Origin of the sequence: Flavobacterium lotistagni (assembly GCF_011392125.1) — a bacterium.
GTDB classification, from domain to species: Bacteria; Bacteroidota; Bacteroidia; order Flavobacteriales; family Flavobacteriaceae; genus Flavobacterium; species Flavobacterium lotistagni.
In genome coordinates, this window is sequence record NZ_JAAJBU010000002.1 from 341,416 (window position 1) to 364,476 (window position 23,061).

22 protein-coding genes are annotated in these 23,061 nt (G+C 43.2%); all 22 read right to left on the minus strand.

Annotated features, from left to right (window positions below; genetic code table 11):
• Position 1: 1 nt before the first annotated feature.
• Complete coding sequence (locus G4D82_RS04265) at positions 2-682, minus strand: PIG-L deacetylase family protein (RefSeq protein WP_166334864.1); 681 nt, start codon at positions 680-682, stop codon at positions 2-4.
• On the minus strand, positions 672-1,664 hold the full coding sequence (locus G4D82_RS04270) for a methionyl-tRNA formyltransferase (RefSeq protein ID WP_166334866.1): 993 nt from the start codon (positions 1,662-1,664) through the stop codon (positions 672-674). The genes G4D82_RS04265 and G4D82_RS04270 overlap by 11 nt, the downstream gene beginning before the upstream one ends.
• Positions 1,654-2,250: a sugar transferase gene (locus G4D82_RS04275; RefSeq protein ID WP_166334868.1), complete on the minus strand. Its 597-nt coding sequence runs from the start codon at positions 2,248-2,250 to the stop codon at positions 1,654-1,656. Before G4D82_RS04275 ends, G4D82_RS04270 begins: the two co-directional genes overlap by 11 nt.
• Positions 2,240-3,259 carry a sugar-transfer associated ATP-grasp domain-containing protein gene (locus G4D82_RS04280; protein WP_166334870.1) on the minus strand — a complete coding sequence of 340 codons (1,020 nt, stop codon included), beginning with the start codon at positions 3,257-3,259 and terminating at the stop codon, positions 2,240-2,242. The genes G4D82_RS04275 and G4D82_RS04280 overlap by 11 nt, the downstream gene beginning before the upstream one ends.
• The gene (locus tag G4D82_RS04285) at positions 3,256-4,392 is read right to left on the minus strand and encodes a hypothetical protein (RefSeq protein ID WP_166334872.1); all 1,137 of its coding nucleotides are present in this window, start codon (positions 4,390-4,392) and stop codon (positions 3,256-3,258) included. The genes G4D82_RS04280 and G4D82_RS04285 overlap by 4 nt, the downstream gene beginning before the upstream one ends.
• 4 nt (positions 4,393-4,396) lie before the next feature.
• Positions 4,397-5,545 carry a glycosyltransferase family 4 protein gene (locus G4D82_RS04290; RefSeq protein ID WP_166334874.1) on the minus strand — a complete coding sequence of 383 codons (1,149 nt, stop codon included), beginning with the start codon at positions 5,543-5,545 and terminating at the stop codon, positions 4,397-4,399.
• 203 nt (positions 5,546-5,748) lie between these two features.
• Entirely contained in the window at positions 5,749-6,891 is a 1,143-nt protein-coding gene (gene gmd, locus G4D82_RS04295) for a GDP-mannose 4,6-dehydratase (RefSeq protein ID WP_166334876.1), read from the minus strand.
• A gap of 24 nt (positions 6,892-6,915) precedes the next feature.
• Positions 6,916-7,866 carry a GDP-L-fucose synthase family protein gene (locus tag G4D82_RS04300; RefSeq protein WP_166334878.1) on the minus strand — a complete coding sequence of 317 codons (951 nt, stop codon included), beginning with the start codon at positions 7,864-7,866 and terminating at the stop codon, positions 6,916-6,918.
• A gap of 6 nt (positions 7,867-7,872) precedes the next feature.
• A complete protein-coding gene (locus tag G4D82_RS04305) occupies positions 7,873-9,009 on the minus strand; it encodes a glycosyltransferase family 4 protein (protein WP_166334880.1) in 1,137 nt (378 codons plus the stop codon).
• A gap of 1 nt (position 9,010) precedes the next feature.
• On the minus strand, positions 9,011-10,105 hold the full coding sequence (locus tag G4D82_RS04310) for a glycosyltransferase (protein ID WP_166334882.1): 1,095 nt from the start codon (positions 10,103-10,105) through the stop codon (positions 9,011-9,013).
• A gap of 52 nt (positions 10,106-10,157) precedes the next feature.
• Positions 10,158-11,051, minus strand: coding sequence for an NAD-dependent epimerase/dehydratase family protein (locus G4D82_RS04315; RefSeq protein ID WP_166334885.1), 894 nt, complete (start codon positions 11,049-11,051; stop codon positions 10,158-10,160).
• Between the two features lie 86 nt (positions 11,052-11,137).
• The gene (locus G4D82_RS04320; RefSeq protein WP_166334887.1) at positions 11,138-12,157 is read right to left on the minus strand and encodes an ATP-grasp domain-containing protein; all 1,020 of its coding nucleotides are present in this window, start codon (positions 12,155-12,157) and stop codon (positions 11,138-11,140) included.
• Complete coding sequence (gene asnB / locus G4D82_RS04325) at positions 12,158-14,050, minus strand: asparagine synthase (glutamine-hydrolyzing) (RefSeq protein WP_166334889.1); 1,893 nt, start codon at positions 14,048-14,050, stop codon at positions 12,158-12,160.
• Position 14,051: 1 nt separating this feature from the next.
• Positions 14,052-15,182, minus strand: a complete 1,131-nt coding sequence (locus tag G4D82_RS04330) for a CapA family protein (protein WP_166334892.1) — start codon at positions 15,180-15,182, stop codon at positions 14,052-14,054.
• Positions 15,175-16,056 (minus strand): hypothetical protein, encoded by an 882-nt coding sequence (locus G4D82_RS04335; protein WP_166334894.1) that lies wholly within the window; start codon positions 16,054-16,056, stop codon positions 15,175-15,177. Before G4D82_RS04335 ends, G4D82_RS04330 begins: the two co-directional genes overlap by 8 nt.
• Positions 16,057-16,060: 4 nt before the next feature.
• Positions 16,061-17,506: an MBOAT family O-acyltransferase gene (locus tag G4D82_RS04340; RefSeq protein ID WP_166334896.1), complete on the minus strand. Its 1,446-nt coding sequence runs from the start codon at positions 17,504-17,506 to the stop codon at positions 16,061-16,063.
• Positions 17,507-17,509: 3 nt separating this feature from the next.
• A complete protein-coding gene (locus G4D82_RS04345) occupies positions 17,510-18,232 on the minus strand; it encodes an SDR family NAD(P)-dependent oxidoreductase (RefSeq protein WP_166334899.1) in 723 nt (240 codons plus the stop codon).
• Entirely contained in the window at positions 18,229-18,624 is a 396-nt protein-coding gene (locus G4D82_RS04350) for a MaoC/PaaZ C-terminal domain-containing protein (RefSeq protein ID WP_166334901.1), read from the minus strand. Before G4D82_RS04350 ends, G4D82_RS04345 begins: the two co-directional genes overlap by 4 nt.
• The gene (locus tag G4D82_RS04355) at positions 18,624-18,866 is read right to left on the minus strand and encodes an acyl carrier protein (RefSeq protein WP_166334903.1); all 243 of its coding nucleotides are present in this window, start codon (positions 18,864-18,866) and stop codon (positions 18,624-18,626) included. Before G4D82_RS04355 ends, G4D82_RS04350 begins: the two co-directional genes overlap by 1 nt.
• 4 nt (positions 18,867-18,870) lie before the next feature.
• Positions 18,871-20,592, minus strand: coding sequence for an HAD-IIIC family phosphatase (locus tag G4D82_RS04360; RefSeq protein WP_166334905.1), 1,722 nt, complete (start codon positions 20,590-20,592; stop codon positions 18,871-18,873).
• A gap of 101 nt (positions 20,593-20,693) precedes the next feature.
• Positions 20,694-21,815 carry a hypothetical protein gene (locus G4D82_RS04365; RefSeq protein ID WP_166334907.1) on the minus strand — a complete coding sequence of 374 codons (1,122 nt, stop codon included), beginning with the start codon at positions 21,813-21,815 and terminating at the stop codon, positions 20,694-20,696.
• A 2-nt stretch (positions 21,816-21,817) separates the two neighbouring features.
• Positions 21,818-23,032, minus strand: a complete 1,215-nt coding sequence (locus tag G4D82_RS04370; protein ID WP_166334909.1) for an EpsG family protein — start codon at positions 23,030-23,032, stop codon at positions 21,818-21,820.
• Positions 23,033-23,061 lie beyond the last annotated feature (29 nt).

Here is a 23,061-nt window from a genome sequence, read left to right on the forward strand (position 1 = left end):
GTTAGATGATTTCTCGGATGAGCATGAAACATTCTACATTCTTTTTCCCTACGGTTGCGCCTCTAAAATTCGATAAAGTCTCGATATTGCGCAGCGAACGCGGATGCGGAAACTCTTTGATTTGTGTCGAAAAGCACTTGAAAGCTTCCATTTTTGGTTCTAGATAACCTTCAATATTCTCGAAAACTGTCGGGATAAAAGCGTCATCTCCAAACGGTGGTGCCCATTCGGTTTCCGACAAAGTTTCGTAGGAAAGAATTCGCTTCACTGTACAGTTATTAATAGGACGTGCCGCTACCAAAGCTGCTTCGTATGTAATGCGATGGTCTTTGTGAATGTCTCCGCGATGGGGCAAATACAACACTTCGATTTCTTTTTCCTTGATGATTTTGGCAATCACGTTCGAGAGCTGATAAGACGGAATCGTGTCCAGCCTCGGAGCCGGAAAATCGAGGAAAAAAGTATCTTTTACGCCTAAAATCTTATGAGCTGCCAAAGCTTCCGAACGCACTTTTTCAGTACCTTCTTTGGAGAACAATTCTGGTGCGCCAATGTGTCCGTTGGTGACAATCGCGACGTACACGTGGTTTCCGTTGGCAATGTGTTTGGCCATTGTTCCGCCGCAGCCCAGAATCTCGTCGTCGCAATGCGGAGCAACGACCAATATGTTTTTACTTTCCATGATTTAATTGGTTTTCAATCTTTGTTATGCGGTCTGCTAATTTGAAGTATTCTTTCTCGAAATTGATTCCGAGCGTCTGCCCTACTTTCAAATCTTCTGTAGCAATTTCTTCGGTGTTTTCTATTTTGAGCAAGCCTTCGCCGGTTTGGATATGAACGCCGTTTTCATCAGCAATGACAATCCTTCCTACAACACCCAAATGGTTTTTGATTTCCGATACCGAAGCTTTCCAAATGATGAGCTTTTGGGTGCCGAGATAAGAGTAAGCGCCCGGAAGCGGTTTAGTTGTGGCGCGAATCAGTCTGTGGATTTCAGTGGCCGGTTGGTTCCAATCGATTAAGCCGTCTTCAGGATTTCTCTTTCCTAAATAAGTCGCCTGGGATTCGTCTTGCGGTGTCGTGTTGAAAATGCCATTCTTCAAATCGGGCAATACTTTATCGAGCGCTTTATCTATAGCTTTCAGGATTTGATTTACTACCGAAGTCGCGTCATCATCTTCATCCACATCGTAATTCACTTGCGACCAGATTGAACCCGAATCCATGCCTTCGTCCATTTTGAAAAATGAAGCAGCACCTTGTACTTTTCCTAAAATAATCCAGGCAATCGCGCCTCTTCCACGGCCTTGTGGCAATCGTGTCGGATGATAACCGATTAGTCCGTGTTTTGGAATCGACAGCAATTCCTCACGAATCATTTGCGACAAACCGACCACAAAAACCAAATCAGGATTTTTAGATTGTACAAATTCGACAATCTCAGGTTCATTGACTTTGGTAAAATACTGAAACGGAATGTCGTTACTTTCCGCCAAATTCCTCAAATCGACATAACCCGAAACATTCTTCGCCGCCTCAGGATGCAAGCCCAAAACCGCCACTACATCCAGTTGGTGCTCAATGAGTTTCTCGAGTGTCCGACGGCTGCTGTTGACGCTGCCAATCAGGATGACTTTCGGGTTTTCGGTGATATTATTTTTCATCCGTCAAAGGTTTGTTCAGAAATTTCTGCTCGCCTAAAATAACAATAAAAACAGTTTTGAAAATAATTTTGAGATCATTCCAAAAACTCACCTTCTTCACGTAATTCAAATCGTACACGAAACGTTCTTTCCAACTTAAATGAATATTCCCGTTAATCTGAGCCAAACCGGTCAATCCCGGGCGCACCGAATAGCGCTGTTTTTCGGCTTCGGTCATTTGTTTGAGTTGTTCGGGCACACTCGGACGCGGCCCAATCAGGCTCATATCGCCAAACAAAACGTTGAGCAGTTGCGGCAATTCGTCAATTTTATAGCGTCTTAGATAATAGCCTACTTTAGTCACACCTTCCGCTTTTCCGATAATTGGTGTGTTGCCAACGGTTCGTTTTTCGTGGGTCATCGTGCGGAATTTGAACACCTGGAACAACCGTAAATCTTTACCAACGCGTTCTTGTTTAAAGAACAATGGGCCTTTAGATTCAGCCAGAATCAACATTGCAATCACTAGAAGCGGAACCAACGCCATCAACAAAATCACGAGCGCAATTAGAAAGTCGATTAAAGGTTTGAAAAAATTACGATACATATTCTTTTTTATAAGCTTCGAGAACTGATTTCATGCCTTTTTTTTCGGGTAATTGCCACAAGAGTTTGCACCAATCGTGGTTGCCTTCAATGAAACCGGGGCCGTTTTCGGTGATGACGATATCCCAACCAATCGAGCGGTTCTGCGGATGCGACAAAGCGGCTTCTTTGACCATTTTCATGGTTTCATTCCAGAAAGGCACTTGGAAACCGACAATTTCTTTACCGGTGATTGGGTGAATGGCTTGGTCGGTTTTAGTAATGTCACTATAAACCGCCAGACCACTGACTATTCCGGTTTTTTCATCAATCGGCGCTGCGAGATTACCCGCTGCCATATTATCGACTGAAGAATTGACTGAAATGCGTTGGCGGCAACCCAGAATTTCAACTTGGTTACTTTTGTTGAGTTGGGTGAAAATCCTAACTGTGTTCACAGCCGATGGCGAAAGCGCGTTCAAATCCGGATGTTGAATAATAAATTCCTCGACCAAATCGAAGCTATTTTTTTCCATGAATTCAATCAAGGTATTTTCGTTGAATTCAGTTGCTTTTTTAATTTCGACTCCAACGCCGCATTTTCCGTCGGCTGCTTTGAAGACGAGTTTTCCGGATGGCACATTGAGCAGTTTTTCTACTAAGTTCTTATCACTTTGCAAATCGATTAAATCAGCCACAGTGTGCACAAAATAAGGGCGATACTCTTTGTAGAAAAGCGTTTTGTCGTCGAGAATATTCCGTGCCGATTTCGGATTCATCACCAACTGATATTCATACATATAACCCGTTCCGGCCCACTGGTTGCGCTCGTGAGGCGTTTTCTCGAAGAAGCGAAATTGGAAATATTCCAAAATCGAAATGTTGTACTTAAAAACACAACTTACCGCATCGGCCAGAATGCTGATTTTATTGCGGTGAGTTTGCTTAGCGGTATAACTAAGGAACAGGCGGAACTTCATCCAGTCCATTTGCTTGAGATAGTAGCCCAGATATAAAATTCTACTAATCATTTCTTAGATTTTGAAAGGGTTTCGGCCATTTCGTCGGCTGACATGAATTCCACATCAGGCCATTTTTTGACGATTTCCTGCAGCAACTTTTTCAGCGTTGACAAGCCTTTTTCACGATTTTTCGGATCGATGTGTCCGCAGAAATTCACGCGGTGCGAAGAAATAATCGCAGGTTTGTTCCAGCGGAAAGCGGTTTCAATTTGCTTCATCGTAAAATCAACCCAATCCATGCCGCGCTCTTCGGTCGGTTCGAAGACAATGTTGCGCACCATGACCGACAGGCCGTCGATATTTTTACCTATATAATTGAACGACTTTTTGTATTGATTCAAACCTTGATGCTCATTTCTAACCAAGCCCAAATCGATAAACCGAACGCCATTTTCGCGCAAGGTTTTAAACAACGAACGATGGATGTTATATACCGGCGGCGTGCAATAGTTGCTTTTGTAGCCGTAGACTTTTTCGAACAGTTGCAAGCCTTCTGCAATCATCGGCGCTAAAGTTTCATTCTCTTTGACATCCCAAAAATCGAAAGCCGCAAACGCAGACATCGTCGGATACTGCTCGTCGGAAATGCTCGCGTAAGATTTATTTTTTAAAGCCGTCAGCAATTCGGAATCTCGCTTTTGCAACTTGTCGTTGAAGACGTGTAAGTTCAAATGTTCGCGCCCGTGGAATTGTGGCTTCAGGTAACCTTTAGAAATTCCTTCTTGCCATAAACTCCATGCTCCGGTGTAGGCTTCGGGTTGTTGTTGCGCTAATTTTTGATAAGTTTCAGGCAAAGTCTCAAAGCGGAATTGTTTGAAATTTTCGCTTTCCATTTGCTCGAAGTTGATGTTGCATGGCAAAGCGAACGGCGTGAAAACGGCACTTCTTCCATTTTTATCTTGAACCGACGAAAGTACCCCGAACAGTTGTTCCAAATCTTGCTTGGTTTCTAAGGTATCGAGCGCATCGAAACGCGAATAGATTTTCATTCCGGCAGCATCCATATTGGCGCGCGCTTCTTTAGAATTTAATCTCACGTTGCCATAATCATCCACCGAAAAAACCACAATCTTCCGGCTGGTTTTCCAACCGATGCTGTTTTTCAGGTTCATGAAAATGGTCGCTAGTAGCTTTCGAATCATCGGTTTAGTTCAAGTAAGCAGTAATGAATTTATCAGCGTTATCGCGTCGGAACAATTTCGAAGTATTCACCGCATTTCCTGACATGGTTTGCCACTTTTGTGGATTTTGACTCAACTCGAGAATAAAATCTTTGGCTTGCAAAAGTTGTCTTTCGGTATAACAAGCAGCAGCATTGTATTTCAAAGCGTAATCATGCAACTCAGAATCTTCTCCAGCGATGTATAAAGACGGAATCCCATAGCTCATCAAATTGTACGATTTGCTAGGCACGCTGCCTTTGGAAGTGAGTTCGTCGAGAATAACAATGCCCAAATCAGTAGCCGAAAGCGAATACGGAAACATCGCGTCGGTTTGGAACGGCAGAAAGAAACAATTCGGCAACTGTTTTTCCTCGACCATTTTTTGCAAAGCCGGAACTCGCGGGCCACGGCCAATGATTTGAAAAACGATATTCTGATGGTCTTTTAAAAGTTCGGCCAATTCCACCACGACTTCAACTTTGTGCGTGAGCCCGATATTGCCCGAATACTGCACAATAAACTTTCCTTGCAGTTGGTGCTCGGCAATAAACGGATTTTCGGTTTTGGAAACCCTTTCGTTCTGCTGGAAAATCGACCAGATCGGTTGCACGATGATTTTTTTTCTCTCCACGTAAACCTCAATCAAATCGGCCATTTTCTCGCTGATTGTGAAGAGTTTGAAAGCTTTCTTAAATGATTTTCTGTTCGCCCAAGACCAAATTCGGTACAGCGGATGGCTTTCTTTCATACCGGTAATTTTGAAAATATCCGGATACACATCCCAAATCACCATGCTGAAACGGTGCGGTAAGAGCAGGTTCAGCAAATAACCCATCGGCGGAATCGAAACAAAAAACACTTCATAACCGCGGTATTTGGTTATCAAAAGCCAATAAATCTTGAAACAGGCTTTGAGGTACGAAATCATTTTGGCGCGCGCCGGCCGTTCGACCCATTTGTTGATTGGTGTGACCTCAATCGACGGGTTCAATTCTTCGCCTTGCACGTGAACGCTTCCGGTAACCAAAGCGACAGTTTCAAATTGCGCGGCAAAAGCGTTGCAAAAACCAACAGTCAGATAATTCGAAGCTTGGTTCACCACGACAATCTTTCTGTTTTGTATTTTACTCATGAATGGTTTTAGTTTTTAAAGTTTTTGGGCGTGACCACAAGGGTCGGGCTATACGCAGTACGCGGTACTTGCTGCTATCCCTCACGCAGCTCGCGGTAACGAGAACTTGTTTTTTACCCTGAAGCCCTAGCCCTGATGGCAGCGGCAGCCCGCAGCCCAGCGAGGACTATAGCGTACAGCAGGTTCCCGGCTCCTAAAAAAAGTTACTCGGCTTGTCTTAAAATCTTGTGTCCGCCTTTGACCAAATGAATGTCTTTCTGGAACAGCGAAACGTCTGAAGCTACCATTTCCTCGACGAGCATTTTCAGGTCGTATTTAGGCTGCCAGCCCAATTTGGTTTTCGATTTCGACGGATCGCCGATGAGCAAATCTACTTCGGTTGGCCTGAAATAAGCCGGATCGACTTTCACAAGCACCGAACCAATCGCCGGAGCAGAACACGCATCTTCACCCAAAGCCGCTTGGTAAACCGTCTGGTCAATCGACTCCAAAACGCCTACTTCGTTCACGCCTTCACCTTCAAAACGAACGTTGAAACCAACTTGTCCGAAAGCCATTTTGATGAAATCGCGCACGCGGGTTGTAATTCCGGTAGCAATCACGTAATCTTCTGGTTTGTCTTGTTGCAAAATTCTCCACATGGCCTCGACATAATCTTTCGCGTGGCCCCAATCGCGCTGTGCATCAAGGTTACCCATGTAAAGATCGCTTTGTAAACCTAGCGCAATTTTGGCAACCGCGCGTGTGATTTTTCTGGTCACGAAAGTTTCTCCGCGCAACGGCGATTCGTGGTTGAACAAAATCCCGTTGCAAGCGAAAATATCATAAGCTTCGCGGTAGTTCACCGTAATCCAGTAAGCATAAATCTTAGCCACAGCATAAGGCGAACGCGGATAGAAAGGCGTGGTTTCCGATTGCGGAACCGCTTGCACCAAACCGTACAATTCTGAAGTAGAGGCTTGGTAAATCTTGGTTTTCTTCTGCAATCCTAGTAAACGAACCGCTTCGAGCAAACGCAAAGTTCCGATTCCGTCGGCGTTGGCAGTATATTCGGGCGTATCAAAACTCACTTTTACGTGCGACATCGCCGCTAAGTTGTAGATTTCGTCTGGCTGTACTTCTTGGATGATTCTGGTCAAATTCATCGAATCGGTCATGTCGCCGTAATGCAATTTCAAACGGATTTCTTTCGCGTGCGGATCTTGGTACAAATGGTCGATACGATCGGTGTTGAACAATGACGAACGCCTTTTAATACCGTGAACCATGTATCCTTTTTCGAGAAGCAGTTCTGCCAAATAAGCGCCGTCTTGCCCTGTAATTCCTGTAATTAATGCTACTTTCATATTCTTACTATTTATATCTTCAAATTAAATTTTTACTTCTTTGTACGAATGCGCGTGCTGCAAAAACCAGTCGTAGGTTTCGCGAATGCCGTCTTCGAGTTTGATTTTGGCTTTCCAGCCTTGCGTGGCCATTTTGCTGACATCCATGAGTTTTCTGGGAGTGCCATCTGGTTTGGTGCTGTCCCAAATGATCTCACCTTGATGACCGACGGTTTTCTGGATCAGTTCTGCAAGTGCTTTAATGGTCAAATCTACGCCGGTTCCGACGTTGTATAAGTTGTCTTCGAATTTGTTTTCCACAGCAAAAACAACGGCTTCTGCCAAATCGCTCACATGCAGGAATTCGCGCATCGGCGTGCCCGAACCCCAAAGCGTCACCGGTGCGTTGTTGTTGAGTTTCGCCTCGTGGAATTTACGCATCATCGCGGGCAGCACGTGTGAAGTCTGCAAATCGAAATTGTCGTTCGGCCCGTAGAGGTTCGTCGGCATCAGGCTCACGAAATCTTTACCGTATTGTTTTCGAATGGCTTCACAAGCTTTGACACCCGAAATTTTAGCAATCGCATACCATTCGTTAGTCGGCTCGAGCGAAGAAGTCAAAAGACAATCTTCATGCAAAGGTTGCGGCGCGAGTTTCGGGTAAATGCAAGAACTTCCCAAAAAGATGAATTTCTCCACATTCTGTTGCAAAGCGGTATCAATCAGGTTGTTCTGAATTTGCATGTTTTCCATCAAAAACGTAAACGGATAGTTGTTGTTGGCTAAAATCCCGCCAACTCTGGCCGCAGCATCGATGACGATTTCAGGTTGCTCGGTTTCGAAAAATTCGCGAACGGCTTGTTGGTCTCTCAGGTCGAGCTCCTTGCTGGATTTCCCAACGAGATTCTCGTAACCTTTGTCTTTTAACGCTTTAAATATTGCGCCTCCGACCATGCCTTTGTGTCCAGCAACGTATATTTTGCTTTTGTTGTTCATGGTAATTTATTTGAAAACAGCCAGAAATTCGTAAGCTGCTTTTTTCATTCTTTCTGAGTAAGGTTCATATAACACTTTGGCGAAATCCCGTGAAGGATAATTGGCTAAAATGCTGGCTAATTGCCCAAAATTATGTGGTTCGAAGTAGGTTCCTGTTTCCTGTAACTGCTCGATATTGACATTCAGGTTCGCGGCAATTACCGGAACTTGAAGTGATTTCGCGTCTTCGATTACCGTGCTCCAGCCTTCAAACAAACTCGGTTGGATGATGGCTTTGGCGTATTTCATCAGTAACAGTTGGTCGCCGCGCGGAATCAATCCTAAAAATGAAATTGAGGTTTTAAGTTCATTCTGATTCACGATATCGTGCAACTGCTGCAAATATTCCGAATTCGTTTCTTCCGGGAAACGGCCAGTAACGGCAATGTGCGTACTGATGCCTTTCTTTTTGAGTTCAGCTACGGCTTCAAAAGCGACTTTGTGGTTCTTGTGCTTGTGAAACTGGTTGCTGATCATGTAATATTCTTGCGGCAAGTTGTATTTTTCCCTGAGTTGCTCGAAAGTCAAATCGGGCAAATTATCGATAATCGAAACGAAATGATAGATGCTGATTTTTAGACTTTTCGGAATCTTGTAGAACTTCTCAAAATCGTCTTTCACCGCTTGGCTGGAAACCACCAAATCCTTAGAATTTCTCAAGATCATTTTAATCCTAGCGTTGCGTTCGAAGATTTTCAACTTAGAAAAAAACTGCGGGTAATATTGATGTTGCAGATCGGCGTACCAAGAAACCAATTTGATTTTAAGTTTGCTTTTGACCGGATAATCGTGCATCGGAAACACCGCATCGAGTTGGTGTTGAATTGCTAAATCATCTACAAACAAATTTTTGTTCTTCAAAATCGATAACGCATAACCTTTGTAAATCGACGGAAACTGGTTCGGAACCAACTCTAAATACGGATAATTAATCTCGTCGACGTATTTCTTTAAAGCCGGATTGAATAGCACTACTACAGTTGGCTTGTCTTTTTCATCCAAAAAATCCAGAATTCTGACTACGTTTAATAGGTAAATCAAACCGCCGGTCCATTTCGGATTGAAATTAAAAAGAATGCCCAATCGGAATCTGCCTGTTGCCATACTATTGATTCGAAACTATGAATTGTTCAAACGCGCTGCAAATATAGTTCAATTCGAATTGCGCCATGGCCTCTTTTGCTTTTTTACCCATCGATTCGCGCTGCTGCGGATGGTCGATTAAGAATTGTAGCTTCTCGGCGAACCTTTCTTGATTGTTGAGCGGAATCAAAAAGCCGTTTTCGTTATCAGTAATCAAGTCGCTCGGGCCGGCCACACAGTCGAAAGAAACCACCGGAAGCCCAGCAGACATGGCTTCTCCGACCACATTAGGAAAACCTTCCGATGCCGATGAAAAAGCGAAAATCTTACTCGTGTTATAATAATGCTCAACGTTTTCCTGCTTTCCGGCGAAAACCACACGCTCTTCAACATTCAGTCTTTGAGCCAAAGCTTCCCATTGGTGTTGGTTTTTCTGTTTGAGGTGATCGTAACCGACCAAAACCAGTTTCCAATCAGGCGCGTTGAGTTTGGCGAAAATCTCAATCAGTACATTTTGCTGTTTGGATTGGATATAACGACCGACCATCAAGATTACATTTTCGCGGGTTTCGCCAGTGTTTTCAATCGGACGAATCGGATTGCCGATGACTTTGAAATTCTCGTGGCCATACATTTTTCTGAAAATCGCCTCGGCTTTTTGGGTTTGTGCAATGATGCCTTTCGCTTTCGGATAAAGGAAAATCCGCAATTTGTCGTGCAGTTTCCCTAAACTTTTATCAGGTTGCGCGCGGTCGGAAACGTAAACCGGAATCTTTGTGCCGTACATCGCCAGCAAGACCATACTGTTCCAACGCTCGCCGAATGACAAAACTGAAATCGGATTGATTTGTTTGATGGTTTTTCTGAGGAAAAAATGCGTTTTAATTGTTGAGAGCAACCGTTTGGAATTATCGAAAACAAAGTCCGGACGATAGATTTTGATGTTCTCAGGAATTGTGTAAAACACATCACGCTTAATTCCGTATAGAACCAAATGCACGCGGTATTCATTTTTGGCTGCAAAATAATTCAACAGTTCCGACATCACGCGTTCCATACCGCCGGCTTGCAGCGAATGGATCACAAAACACAAATCTTTATTTTTTTCTAGGTTCAAATTATTACGTAATCTTAAAATCTTACAGCGAAGCGGTCTTACAGTCTTTTCCTCACAATCCTTTAATCCAATCGATATAACGGCCGATACCTGTTTCAATGGAAATGGTTTGCCGATAACCCAAATTTTTCAGAAACGAAATATCGGCGCGCCAATTCAACGGATCACCGGCTTTGACTTGGTTATTGAAACTGATGGTTTTGCCGCCCGCGAAATTCTGATGAAACAACTCCGAAACATATTTAATGGTAAATTCTTCTCCGTTGGCAATGTTGATTTCCTCGCCGTGAAACGCTGCATTTTTAATGACCAGTTCTATAGCGCGAACGATATCATCCACGTGAATAAAATCGCGCGATTCGTTGCCGGTGCCGAAAAGTTCAATCTGATTATTGTGCAAAAACTTCTGGTACAAATCCCAGAACAATTGCTTTTTCAAACCTTCGCCATAAGCCGAGAAAATCCTAAGTGAACAAGTCGCAACTTGGTAATATTGAAAAAACTCTCTGCAAATCTGTTCCGCCTGAAGTTTGTGTAAACCGTAGGGAGACAAAGGTTTCGGTGTAGCTTTTTCGTTAATAGGTAACAATTCCGGATTGCCGTAAACCGCAGCGCTCGAAAGGTTGATGAACTTGCAACTCGGTTGATAAACGCGAATGGCTTCGAGAATTTTAAATACGTTTAATGTATTCAGATTGAAATCCTTGAACGGAAATTGCAACGACAACGGAACACTCGCCGCGCCAGAGCAATTTAGACAAACGTCTATTTGATGCTGCTCAAAAATCGCGTGGTAATCGGAATTCGTCGCGTCGATTTGAATGTAATCTTCACTTACGTAATCAGTCACGACATCGCAGCCAAAAACCTGAAAACCGGCGGCTTTGAAATAATCAAAAGCGTGCTGGCCGATAAACCCTTTGGAACCTATAATGAGAATTTTCATATTGTTTGTTTAGTTCTCACAAAGGCGCGGAGACACAAAGTTTTATTAATATTTTTTTTTGCGTGTCTGCGTCTTTGCGAGCCATTTTACTTTCCATTTTTTAGTATCAAATCAATCATCCAGCCGTAAGGATTGAAAGCGCCCGGATGCCAGTTCATTTGTTCGTCCCAGTAACCCGTACACGGATCGTAAACTTTGTTGGCAAATCCATAACTGATTTCGACCAATTTTGGATTATTTTCCGCATCAAAAACATAATCGTAAGCGACACATTGGGCGTTCATTTTTCGGGTGTATTCGAACGACATCGAAACGCAACGTTCATCGAAAACTTCTCTTTCGTAACGGAAATCGCCACTGCCCGAAGCCCTGAAATCGTTGGCCCGGACCATTCTTTTGAGCGCGAAAGCTTTTCCATCGATTACGATAATACGCGTATCTGAATCATTGTTTGGCAGAAACTCCTGAAAGTAAATGTAGTTGATTTCGTTGCCCATGACTTTCGCATACTTGGGCGGATTCACCAATCGGATGAAACCTTTCAAAACATCGAACGCATCGGTTTTGCCCAAACGCCATTTGCGGATTCTTTCTTTCACGCTGCCCCAAGCATCATAAGCCGGAAAACCTTTGCCGAATGCCTTATTCACTAGCGATTCCGCCACCGATTTAGAGCGCACCAGTTTTACGTTTTGAGAACCTGCGCCACCGCGAAGCTTGAATACTTTAGGGAAAGTCGTTTCGTTGATCCAATTTAAAGCAGACGATTTGTCGTAGAAAACCCAAGTCTTGACCAAATCAAAACCGAGTGCTTCGAGCAAATACTTCTGCCCCACTTTGTCGTCAAAATGCCAAGCTGTGTTGAAATCGGGAAACACTTTCATGCCGCTTTGTTCGAGTGAATACAAAAGCGGTTTGGCCATCACGATGTCTTTGAAGTTGGCCTGATGATAATGCCACATCAGCGCCGAACAACCTTTGAGTTGCTCAATGATATCGTCGTCATAGCAATTGACGAGTTTGTACGGAATATTGTTTTTCTCGCAGTAATCGATCCAGCGGTAATGGAAAACAACTTCGCTCGGATTATTGTGAATGGCTATCATTTAATCTAAATATTGTTGCGCCCAAAGCTCGAAACCGACCATGAGCCAAATCGCGTCAAGCTGTTCAGGAGTTGCATTGGCGATATTATTCACCCAATTATTTACCGCTTTCGATTCGAAAACGCCTCTTTTGGTGATGCCGGGCTGAATCTGGTTTTTCCATTTCTGTTGGAAAACTTCCGAAGCCATGAAAGCACGCAAAGGAATCCCGAAGCCCATTTTGTCGCGATACGCAAAAGCTTCCCCGAATTTGTCGGCACAGATGTCTTTGAGCAAAACTTTGGCTTCGTCTTTATTGTGATGTTGGGCAATCAGCAAATCGTCTGGAATGTTCAATGAGGTGGCGACCATTTCGTTATCCAAGAAAGGTACGCGGTTCTCAATCGAATGGGCCATCGACATTTTGTCTTGGCGCATCAACAAATCAGGCAAATAAGTCAAAAGTTCGTATTTGCGCTGTCTTAAATTGGTGCCGCCTTTGAGTTTTTTAAAAGTTCGTACGCGATCTTTCAAAGCGTTGCCCAGTTTGAAATCAGGCTTTAAGGATTTTGCCGTGGCGATGGTTCCGAAAGCGGTTTCCATGATCATGCGCTGGTCGGCGTTGGTATAATAACCAAGAAATTCGCCGATGTTCCCGAGATTTTTCTTGACTGCACCGAGGAAAGATTTATTGAAATACGCTGATTGTTTCGCGCGGATAAAACGGCTATAACCAGCGAGTGATTCATCAGCGCCTTCTCCACTAAGCAAAACCGTCACGTGCTTTTTGGCTTGCTGGCTCAGCAGGTAAATCCCGATGGTGTTCGGATGGTTCAACGGTTGTTCGAAATGCCAGATTGCTTTTTCAAGTACATCAAAATAATACTCAGCCTGCATTTCGTATTTGTGTGCTTTAAGCGAAAGTTTTTCAGCTACTTGGTCGATATATTTTTCCTCTGAGAATTTCGGATCTTTGAACGTGATGGAAATCGTTTCCAGATTGCCTTCATCTAAAGACTTGGCCGCATAATAACTCACCAATGAAGAATCCACGCCGCCTGAAAGCTGACAACCCAATTTCACATCGGAAATCATTTGCGAGGCAACACTTTTTTTGAGCGCGTTTTCCAGTTCGGCTTTGGCTGAATTTTTAGCGATGGATTGTCCGCCTTCCTGATTGATATCATAAAAAACATGCTCGTCAATCGTAGCGTTTTTGATGCTCAAATAAGTGCCCGGCGTACAATTACGAATATTCTTGAACAAAGTTTGGTTCACTACATTGCGGAACAACAAAAACTCGTCGAGGTTGGTAAAATCGGCTTCGAATTTAAAATCAGGCAAAGCTTTGAAACTCTTCATTTCTGAGGCAAACGCGAGCCGGCCTTCTTCTTTTAAAATATATAAAGGCTTGATGCCGAAACGGTCGCGCGCCAAAAACAAAGTATCGAGATTGAAATCGTAAATTGCGAGTGCAAACATGCCGTTGAGCATCCGAATCATTTTTTCCATGCCGTATTCGAGGTACAAATGCAGCACGACTTCGGTATCGGAAGTACTTTTGAACGTATGCCCTTTTTGTTCAAGCTCGGGTTTGAAGTCGAAAGCATTGTAAATCTCGCCGTTCATAATCAAGACGACTTTGCCGTCAGGACTAATCATAGGCTGGTGGCCATTGGGCGAAAGGTCGAGAATACTTAACCTGTTGAATCCAAAAATCAGATCGTTCGGGTGTTGGAAGTTTTCCGTTTTTTCGAAACCGATGACTTCAAAGGTTCGGTTTTCAGTATTAATGCCCACCACGCCTGAATCATCCGGGCCGCGGTGTTTCTGCACGTTGAGCATTCCGCAGATGCCTTGGTTAGTGGTTTCTCGTCGGGAATCTAAATAGTGGTATCCGGTAAATCCGCACATCTTAAGATTTTGGTTTTATGGAGTTGAGTAAAATATCACGGTGCGCTTCACAACGGATCAGGTTGGTGAAAAGCAACTTCTTGTTCTTGTTGATAATCGAAGGAAGCAAGCCTTTTTTATACAAACTGGGTAAATATTTTCCTTGGTAAGGTTGGATCCAAGTGTTCATGACTGGGCTCCAGGTTTCGATGTATTGGTCGAATTCGGCTTGGAGTTTTTCGTCGTCGAGGATGATTTCATTGAGCTTTGACAGATGATCGAGCATCGCTTTTTTCTCGGATTCGTCCATCAGAAAAACACCTACTTCTTCATTATTGTGCGAAGTGAATTCCATTTCGAAAGTCACGGGTTGGGATTTCTCGAAGTGCAAACGGACAATCATTCCTTTGTTCCAAGGTTGGTTTCTTTGGCCTTCCCAATCGAAGCAGAAATTCCCGAGGCTGTAAAAAATCGGGGCATTCTTATAAGTTTCGTAACCCGAAATAATGTGCGTATGATGCGTAACTACAGCGCTCGCTCCGGCATCGACGAAGAAACGGTACCATTTTTTCATTCTCGGACTCGGCAACTCGTAATGTTCGTGGCCGCCATGGGCAATGACCACAACAAAATCAGCTTTCGTTTTGGCTTCTTGGATTTGATTGAAAACATTGGGTAAATCCATCGGATGACAACCGGGTTCTTTGCCGAAAGTCGTCGTCCATTCATTTTCTGCCACGTTAATGAAAGCTATTTTAGTCTGTTCTTTTTCCCAGTAGAAAATCTTTGAAGCTTCGTTTAAATTCGCGCCGCTTCCGAGCCATTGAATATCGTGATTGCGCAAAGTTTCGTAAGTTTCCTGCATACCTTCCCAGCCGTAATCCTTGAAATGATTGTTGGCTGTCGCGACCAATTGGCAATTCAGATCATTCAGCATCGCCGCGGTTTCGGGCTTGGCTTTAATATGCGGGCCGGTCTTTTTGATTTTGGCATTAGAAGTCGTGAGCGGACATTCGAGATCGAAAACATTCAAATCATTTTCCAGAAAAAACGGACGAACGGAATCGAACATCGGTTGCCAATTGCCATTCTCAAAAGCTTTCTCCACACGCAACCACGGGCAAAAATCACCGGTAAAACCTATCTTAATCATGCTCTGCGATTTGAGGTTTTAAAATATTTTCATAGACGAACGCTGTCAGTTTCGCGCCGCCTTTCTGGTTCAAATGGTCGGGTGCCAACCAGTCGTTTTTGGGGTCGATGAATTGACTGGAAACCTCGTAGTTATTGAGATTGTACAATTTCAACTGCGATTGGTCTGCGAGTTCGATGGGATAATTATAGGGCAATGAATTGCGGTTGGCGTTGCTGCCGGGCATTTCGATCGGAATCACTTGGATGCCTTCGTTTTTGCAAATACTGATGAATTCCTGAAAGTCTGCGTTGTCGTAATAGAACTCGGTTTTCTTGTTCTGGAACGAAGTTTCGTCGGCGATGACTTTGGGCGATTTCCATTGGCCGCGGACGATTTTAGATTCGCGGTGCGCTTTAGAAACAACAATCTTCAACGATTCTACATACAGCCAACGCAAATTTACCGGCGGCGGATTCAAAACGCAATTCTTCAGGTTCGGTTCATAGAAGAAATCTACAAGCGGATTCGGGTAAGGCACCGGATTGAGCAAAGATTTCCCGGTAGCAGAAGGCAATCCGATAATCACTATTTTAGGTTTGGCGTTGTTTTTCAAATAAGCTTTGAGTTGCAATAACGACGAGCACATGTGACTGCCGTTGGTGGCAAGGTTGTAACTGTTGATTCCTTTTTTGGAAAGATAATCGCAATCGATTCCATCTACGGTCATGCTGTTTCCGAAAACCAACAAATCGAATTTCTGGTTTTTGAAATTCGCCGATTCCTGCACTTTTTTGAGCATCGGATTCACTGCCATCAACACAAAGAAAGCGATAACGTTCACCAAAATCAGCAATAAAACTGCAAGCGCGCACTTTTGTATAAACTTTTTCATGCGATCAGAATTGGAAATAAATAAATTGGTTCTCGCCGAAAGCACCGAAGAACAACAAGCTCAGCATCAGCAACAAATAAAAACCCCAACGTTTCAAATCCATTGGTTCGCTCAAAACTAAACCGTGATCTTGGTAACGGTGTTTCCATTCAGTGCCGAACATCAACAGTGAAAACAAGAGTACAATCGCTACTGAAGCAAAATCAATTACTGGTATTGAAAAAATTGAAGTCGAAACCATGTGTTTATAGTAACCAAAAGCATGCGCCATCGAATCGGCTTTGAAAATCACGAAAGTCAGCATAATGACGAAAAACGTGCGCGCCATGTTGAAACTCTCGGTTAGTGTGGGCCAAAGTTTGGTTTTATCGGTTTTGATTTTTTTGTTCATTGTGCCATTGAGAATCGACGGAATAAAATACAAACCGTGGAAAAGCCCAAAGAAAACATAAGTCCAATTCGCGCCGTGCCAAATCCCGACAATTACAAAATTCCCGACAATCGCTAGAATCAATCCCAATTTATCGTAATCTCGGAACGTAATACTCAGCGGCGTGAACACATATTCAGTAAGCCAAGCCGTGAGTGAAATGTGCCATTTTCTCCAATATTCGGGAATGCTCTGAGCGAAAAACGGATTGTCGAAATTCTTGGTGATGTTGAAGCCAAGCAACTTCGAGAAGCCAATCGCCATATCGGAATAACCCGAAAAATCGGCGTAAATCTGGAAAGCATATAGCACTGCACCGAGCCAAAGCGAACTCGCGGGCAAGGTTTGGTAGTTGGTAAAAATCTCGTTGGTCAGCGGCGCGATGTTGTTGGCCACGACTATTTTCTTGAAAAATCCCCAGAGAATCTGTCGCGAACCGTCGGCGGCCATGTCGTAATTGAACACTCTGAGTTTTTCTAGTTGCGGAATGAATGTTCGGGCTTTGTCTATCGGCCCAGACAATAACGACGGAAAAAACGAAACATAAGTGAAAAACGAAATCCAGTCGGTGATTGGTTTTACTTTGCCTTTCTCGACATCGAGCAGGTAACTCAAAGTTCGGAACGTGAAGAAACTGATTCCAAGTGGTACAATAATATTCAAGGTTTGCAACGAAACCTGCACACCAATCAAAGCGAACGCATCGGCAATCGAAGTGACAAAAAAGTTGTAATATTTAAAAAACGCCAATCCGCCAATGCCTTGAAGCAACCCTATGTTCAGCAAGATTTTCCGTGTCATTGGTTTTTCCGATCGATTGATGTAAATCCCGAGAAAATAATTCAAGATGGTGACACCGAGCAGCAAAAACGAAAAACGCCAATCGGCCCAAGCGTAGAAAAAGTAACTCGCGGCCAAAACCACGAAGTTCTGCGCCTTGACATTTTTATTGAAAACCCACCAGTACAGCCCGAAGACTACGGCGAAGAAAACAAAAAACGGATACGAATTAAAAAGCATGTTTTATTTTAAGTTAGTTCCGGCGTTGAGTACGATATCGAGGCCGTTCATGTGTGGCGTGGCGCTGGCCATAAACAAAATCGTGTCGGCGGTTTCTTGTAGGGTCAGTAATTTTTTGAGCGGATGGCTCTCGGTCATTTGTTCAATGATGCGCTCGTCAGTGTCATGGGTAAAACCAGAAAGCATAAACGATGGCGAAATAGCATTCGAACTGATGTTGAACTTACCGTTTTCAGTTGCCCAGGTTTTCACCAGCGAGGCCAAGTAAGCTTTGTTGGCTACATAAACCGCAGCACCTGTTGGTGGCGTGTTGAGCAGGAACGAAGTCAAAACCGTGATAATTTTACCGCTTTTCTTCTTGCGGAAACTGTTAATTGCGGCTTGCGTGATTTGAATTGTCGGAATTAAGTTTTCGTTGAATTCCTTCGCATAATCTTCTGCTGGAATTTTATGGAAATAAGTCTTGATGGGTTCGCCCGAATAAGCGTTGTTGATTAGAACATCTAAATCAAGTTCGCTTATTTTCTGTTGCAACTGAGCGATATCTTCTGCGTTTTTGAAATTGCAGCGTAGGGCTTTGGTGTTCGGAAATTCGCTTTCGATGGCCTTGGCTTTTTCGTCCGAAGCATTGAAAGTGAAATACACTTGATTGTCGCTGCTCTTCGCAAAAGTTCTGGTAATTGCTGCTCCCAAACCTGAAGCGCCGCCGGTGATCAGTATGTTCATTGCAGTAATCCGATTTGAATTTTACCTTTTGCAACCACTTTCGAAGCTGCATTCTTGAAACTGAATTTGAATTCAACAGCGTTAACCGATTCGTAGAAACCTTCAACCGTTGCGCTAAAATCGAGCACATCGCCCATGTAAACCGCGTTCTTGAACTGAATTTCCTGAGAATGAATAATCACGTCTTTGGTCGGCATACATTCGCCAATGAAATAAGACAAGAAGCCATTGAGGATATTACCATGCATCACGCAGCCTTGAAAACCTTTAGCCTTTGCAAAAACTTCGTCGGTGTGCAGCGGATTTTCATCTCCGAACAAAGCCACAAAATCGCGGTGAACTGCTTCGGAAACCGTGAATTGCTGTGAATAAGAATCGCCTTGAGTGAACATTAAGCGGTTTTTTCTTGAATGGTATCCATCATTTCTCCTACGTTGCCCCAGCTTTGGATTTCCTTAGAGGTGAAGCGGATTTTAAAGTGTTTTTCGATGGCCACTACTAATTGAATGTGGTTCAAAGAATCCCAATCGTCTACGTCTGCGGCGGTGGTGGATTCGTTGAGTTCGATGTCTTCGTTGTCTAAAACGTCGATAAAAATGTCTGTGATTTGAGAGATAATTTCGCTGCGGTTCATAAGTTTATTTTTTAGTAATATAAGTTGTTTTTTGTTCGTATTGGTTCACGTCAAGTTCCCAAAAACCATTAGCTTCTTGAAAACCTAAACCTTTATAATGGTCTTTCACCATTTCGTTTTTTGCGGTCTGGATGTATTCGCCTTTGAGGTATTGGAAACCATTTTCTTTGGCGAAATTTACAATGGTGTTGAGCACAAAATTTTCCATGCCTCTTTTGAGCACGCGGCAACTCATGAACCAAGTGTCGATGAATAAAGTTTCGGCAGATTCCGTTTTGAGAATAATCACGCAGATTAGGCCGTTGTCGCCATATTTGTCTTCAAGTGTAAACGAAAAAGTATGCGCGTCTGGATCTACAATCAACTTATCGATATCGTCGTCTGTATAACGTACCGTTCTAAGGTTAAACTGGTTCGATCGCTGGGAAAGCTGAGCTACTCTGGGTTTGTTGAACTTGTTAAATGGCTCGACCACTGAAAGCATGTCTAAACTTTTCAGGAAATCTTCCTCGTTGGTGAACTTCTGCTGCAAGCTGGCCCGTTGCGCTTCGATTTGATATAGTTTGGTGCGTTCGGTATCTTCATTCGAATAAGAAATGGTTTCGAATAAATTCAAAGTGTACAGATATTCCAGGTATTCCGACGGATCTTCGGGCAATTCCGGGACCGTGATTTCAGGAATGTTCTCGCGGACGATGTTGCGTTCGAACGGATTGTCGTCGAGGAACACCATCGAATCAAAACCAATATTGAGAATGCTTTGAATCTGACGGATATTGTCGGCTTTGTTTTCCCAGTTGGCGATGAATACAGAAATGTCTTCTAATCTTAAAACCATTTCTGGATGCTTTTCAAAAGGCTCGCGCGCCACCGAATCGGTGTTTTTGCTACAAACCGCTACGATGATACCGCGATTCTTGAGTTTCTTAATCCAGTACTGAAATTCTGAAAATGCCTTTCCAATGCCTAAAGTTCCGATTTGGATATTTTCGATGCCGTCGTCGCCGATGATGCCGCCCCAAGTGGTATTGTCGAGGTCTAGAATCACGCATTTTTTGAATTTTCCTTGCAAGGCCGCAATGACATCGACCGTTCTCGAAGCTACGTAAGGTAATGCATCAATGCTCAAAACCATTTCGGTATTGATGTATACCGAAGTCTGAAAAAAGTTCGGTTTGCCCAATTGGTTCTGGATGCTCGAAAGATCGCACAAATAAAAATTAGCCGTTTGCGAGGCGAAATTCATCAACTCGACGTTGAGTTTGCGAAGTTGGTACAAAAATGACATTTGGATTTTCCCGGAATAATTTCCGAACACCGTGTCATCGATTTCTGTGTAATTGTAATAGATGATTTTGGCTTTGGTTTGGCTCGAAATGGTATCGGTAATGCGGCTGATAAAGTTCAATTCATTTTCCGCCAACTGGCTGTGCTGCTCGACTTTCATCTTGTTGAACTTGCCCAAAAGCTTGTGCGCCGACTGAAAAATGACAATGACTTCGGGTTCAAATTCGTAGAGCTCTGAGTTGGGGTCGGTGACCTGAAGTTCGATTTGGTTGAAATCGGCTTCCCAAATCTGCAAATCGAAACCGCGGTCGTAACCCATCCCGCGAATGGCGATGTTCAAAAACTGAGTAGCTGAATCGCCAAGTAGCGCTACTTTGACCTTTTTCAGGTTCGAAAAATCTTGTTTTAAATTCTTTTTGAGTTGTGAAAAAGCTTTCATTTATTACTTGTTTGTTCTGCTTATTTTTTGATCTCGCAAAGACGCAGAGACGCAAAGTTATCTATTCTTATCTCAGCGCTTAGCGAGAGATTTTCTTTGATTTAATTTAAAAATGCATCCAACTGATCGGTTGAAATGAATCGGGCATCTGGCCATTTCTTGGTGATGGAACGCAGTAATACATCCAAATCTTTCAATCCTCGGTCGCGGTTTTTCGGATCGATATAACCCACGAAATTAATGCGGTGCGCACAAATCACAGCGGGCTTGTTCCAATGAAAAGCACTGGCTACTTGCGCCAAACAACTGTTGACCCAATCGCGTTGCTGATTCATTGAAGGTTCAAAAATACAATTCCGCACATTATAACGAAGCCCTAAATGATTTTCCTCGGCAAACCTGTGGCGAATCGGATCATACCGATCAAAAACACCTGTTGGAACCAATTGCGATGAAATGCCTTGCAGCCAAGTGACGCCTTGGTTTTTTAGAGCCGGTTCAATCATCGGATCCCAATTGTAGCAAGGTGCGATGAACGATTTTGACGTTTCGCCGAAGGTATCTTTAAAGATGCGAAAACCGTCTTCAATGACTTGTATTTGCTCAGGAATATCGTCTTTAGAATCCCAGTCGTAAGCTTCCATAAAACTGTAATCTTCTTTACCGGAATAAGTGGCGTTGTGATCGAAACAAAATAGAGCGGCTTCATTTTTCTGTTGCAAAACCCTTAGCCATCGTTTGTAATTCAGATGCTCGCGGCCATGAAACTGCGGTTGGAAAATATTCTCTGATTGGCCTTGCTTCCACAAGGTTAAATTATTGCCGTGATTCGGATATTTCTGGAAAGTATCGGTAAATTTTTCGTAATGAAATTCGGTATAACCCGATGCTTTAATCTTATCAAAATCTGGATTGGCCATGATGGCATTGGCCGTCATTTTTGCAGGTTGCCCATCGGAACCTTTGTGTTTAGAAAGCACTTCAAAAAGCAGTTCCAAATCGTCTTGTGATTCTAAGGCATCATTTCTATAGATACTTTGAGCGATCTCCAATCCTTTCTGCTCGAAAGCTTTTACCGCTGCTGCAGATGGCGTACGAATAGCACCCCAATCGTCGGATTCAATGAGCACGATTTTTTCTTTGACCGATTTCCCTTTGGTATTGATTTTTGAAGCCGCGAGATACGATTTAAGGCTTTGTATGAGCTGGTTTTTCGTTTTCATGATTATTTGACTAAATCAATGAGCGGAATCGGTAAATCAATCAATGTAGCCAGTATCGGATTGGTCAAGACAGTCATCAAACTAATTGTATCAAACGACATCCGAATCGAAACAATAATAAAAAAGAACAACAGCGGCGAGAAAAGCATCGCCCATTTTTTGAACTCACGATTATCGTAAATAGCATAGTAAAAAAACAAAAAGGCCGTCGCAAAAAGCTGGGCCACGAGCAAGTATCTGTTTCCTGAAGGCAAAAGCGCGGTGATATTTCCGATGGAGAGAAACAACAACGAAAAGCCGAACAGGTTAAAAAACGATTGGTTATAACTCCCAAATTTGTTTCTAGAAAAATAAATCACCGTAAACAAAATCATGATATACCAGTTAATACTCGTACTGTAGTAAGTAATATACCAATTTCCGGTAGCGTTCAAATCTGAAATGGTCTCTACGTATTCCTCGCTGGTATAACTCTTAACGCGCGGCAAAAGAAAATCCGGAGCAATACTTTCCAATCGGGTTCGGATTGATTCAATGTTGAGACTTGAAATGAAAAAACTCGATACAAAGAAAAAATACAAAATGCGCCAAGGCAGTCTTGCAAAATAAAACAACAGCAAAAGCCCAACAGGCAAAACAAAAGAGAAATGCACCAAAATACTTAGTACTGCGATAACGATGCCTTTTTTCTTTGCATCAGCCAGCAATATATATGCGCCATAGAAAAACATGTGCGCTGCGGTCCACATTCGAACACCATTGAGGTTCCAGAAACCGATCACGCAAGCAAAGGCCAGAAGAATCGCTATCATGGTGGTGTTCATTTTCTGGCTTTTGGTCAAATCGAGCAGCATCCAGATATTGCGCGAATAAAAGTAGCCGAACAGAATACCAAAAACTGCAAAAAGGACATTGCCGTTATCAGTGACCATCGAGAGTAAATAAGTCACCAGCGGTTGGTATATATCAACAGTTCCGGAATCGTCTGAATAGAAATTAGCAATAAAAACTTCCCAATTCAGCGGTGTGTTATAAAGCTGCTTGAGTTTGGTTACGTAGCGGCTCGAATCCATAATCTCCGGACGGTACATCGTATAGCCGTAAAAGATGACAAACAACCAAATGCTGTTTTTAGCCCAACGTTCGCGATAGTGCTTGATGGCTTGGATAAAACCCAAAAAGGGAGAAAAAATAAAGAAGATAAAATTGTTCTTCAACGGATGCGGTCTTTTTTTATACAAGCTAA

Bases quoted from the DNA above. Each gene is read 5' to 3' on its own strand.
- G4D82_RS04265 (WP_166334864.1), bottom strand. From the start codon at position 682: ATGGAAAGTAAAAACATATTGGTCGTTGCTCCGCATTGCGACGACGAG.
- G4D82_RS04270 (WP_166334866.1), bottom strand. From the start codon at position 1,664: ATGAAAAATAATATCACCGAAAACCCGAAAGTCATCCTGATTGGCAGC.
- G4D82_RS04275 (WP_166334868.1), bottom strand. From the start codon at position 2,250: ATGTATCGTAATTTTTTCAAACCTTTAATCGACTTTCTAATTGCGCTC.
- G4D82_RS04280 (WP_166334870.1), bottom strand. From the start codon at position 3,259: ATGATTAGTAGAATTTTATATCTGGGCTACTATCTCAAGCAAATGGAC.
- G4D82_RS04285 (WP_166334872.1), bottom strand. From the start codon at position 4,392: ATGATTCGAAAGCTACTAGCGACCATTTTCATGAACCTGAAAAACAGC.
- G4D82_RS04290 (WP_166334874.1), bottom strand. From the start codon at position 5,545: ATGAGTAAAATACAAAACAGAAAGATTGTCGTGGTGAACCAAGCTTCG.
- gmd (WP_166334876.1), bottom strand. From the start codon at position 6,891: ATGAAAGTAGCATTAATTACAGGAATTACAGGGCAAGACGGCGCTTAT.
- G4D82_RS04300 (WP_166334878.1), bottom strand. From the start codon at position 7,866: ATGAACAACAAAAGCAAAATATACGTTGCTGGACACAAAGGCATGGTC.
- G4D82_RS04305 (WP_166334880.1), bottom strand. From the start codon at position 9,009: ATGGCAACAGGCAGATTCCGATTGGGCATTCTTTTTAATTTCAATCCG.
- G4D82_RS04315 (WP_166334885.1), bottom strand. From the start codon at position 11,051: ATGAAAATTCTCATTATAGGTTCCAAAGGGTTTATCGGCCAGCACGCT.
- G4D82_RS04320 (WP_166334887.1), bottom strand. From the start codon at position 12,157: ATGATAGCCATTCACAATAATCCGAGCGAAGTTGTTTTCCATTACCGC.
- asnB (WP_166334889.1), bottom strand. From the start codon at position 14,050: ATGTGCGGATTTACCGGATACCACTATTTAGATTCCCGACGAGAAACC.
- G4D82_RS04330 (WP_166334892.1), bottom strand. From the start codon at position 15,182: ATGATTAAGATAGGTTTTACCGGTGATTTTTGCCCGTGGTTGCGTGTG.
- G4D82_RS04335 (WP_166334894.1), bottom strand. From the start codon at position 16,056: ATGAAAAAGTTTATACAAAAGTGCGCGCTTGCAGTTTTATTGCTGATT.
- G4D82_RS04340 (WP_166334896.1), bottom strand. From the start codon at position 17,506: ATGCTTTTTAATTCGTATCCGTTTTTTGTTTTCTTCGCCGTAGTCTTC.
- G4D82_RS04345 (WP_166334899.1), bottom strand. From the start codon at position 18,232: ATGAACATACTGATCACCGGCGGCGCTTCAGGTTTGGGAGCAGCAATT.
- G4D82_RS04350 (WP_166334901.1), bottom strand. From the start codon at position 18,624: ATGTTCACTCAAGGCGATTCTTATTCACAGCAATTCACGGTTTCCGAA.
- G4D82_RS04355 (WP_166334903.1), bottom strand. From the start codon at position 18,866: ATGAACCGCAGCGAAATTATCTCTCAAATCACAGACATTTTTATCGAC.
- G4D82_RS04360 (WP_166334905.1), bottom strand. From the start codon at position 20,592: ATGAAAGCTTTTTCACAACTCAAAAAGAATTTAAAACAAGATTTTTCG.
- G4D82_RS04365 (WP_166334907.1), bottom strand. From the start codon at position 21,815: ATGAAAACGAAAAACCAGCTCATACAAAGCCTTAAATCGTATCTCGCG.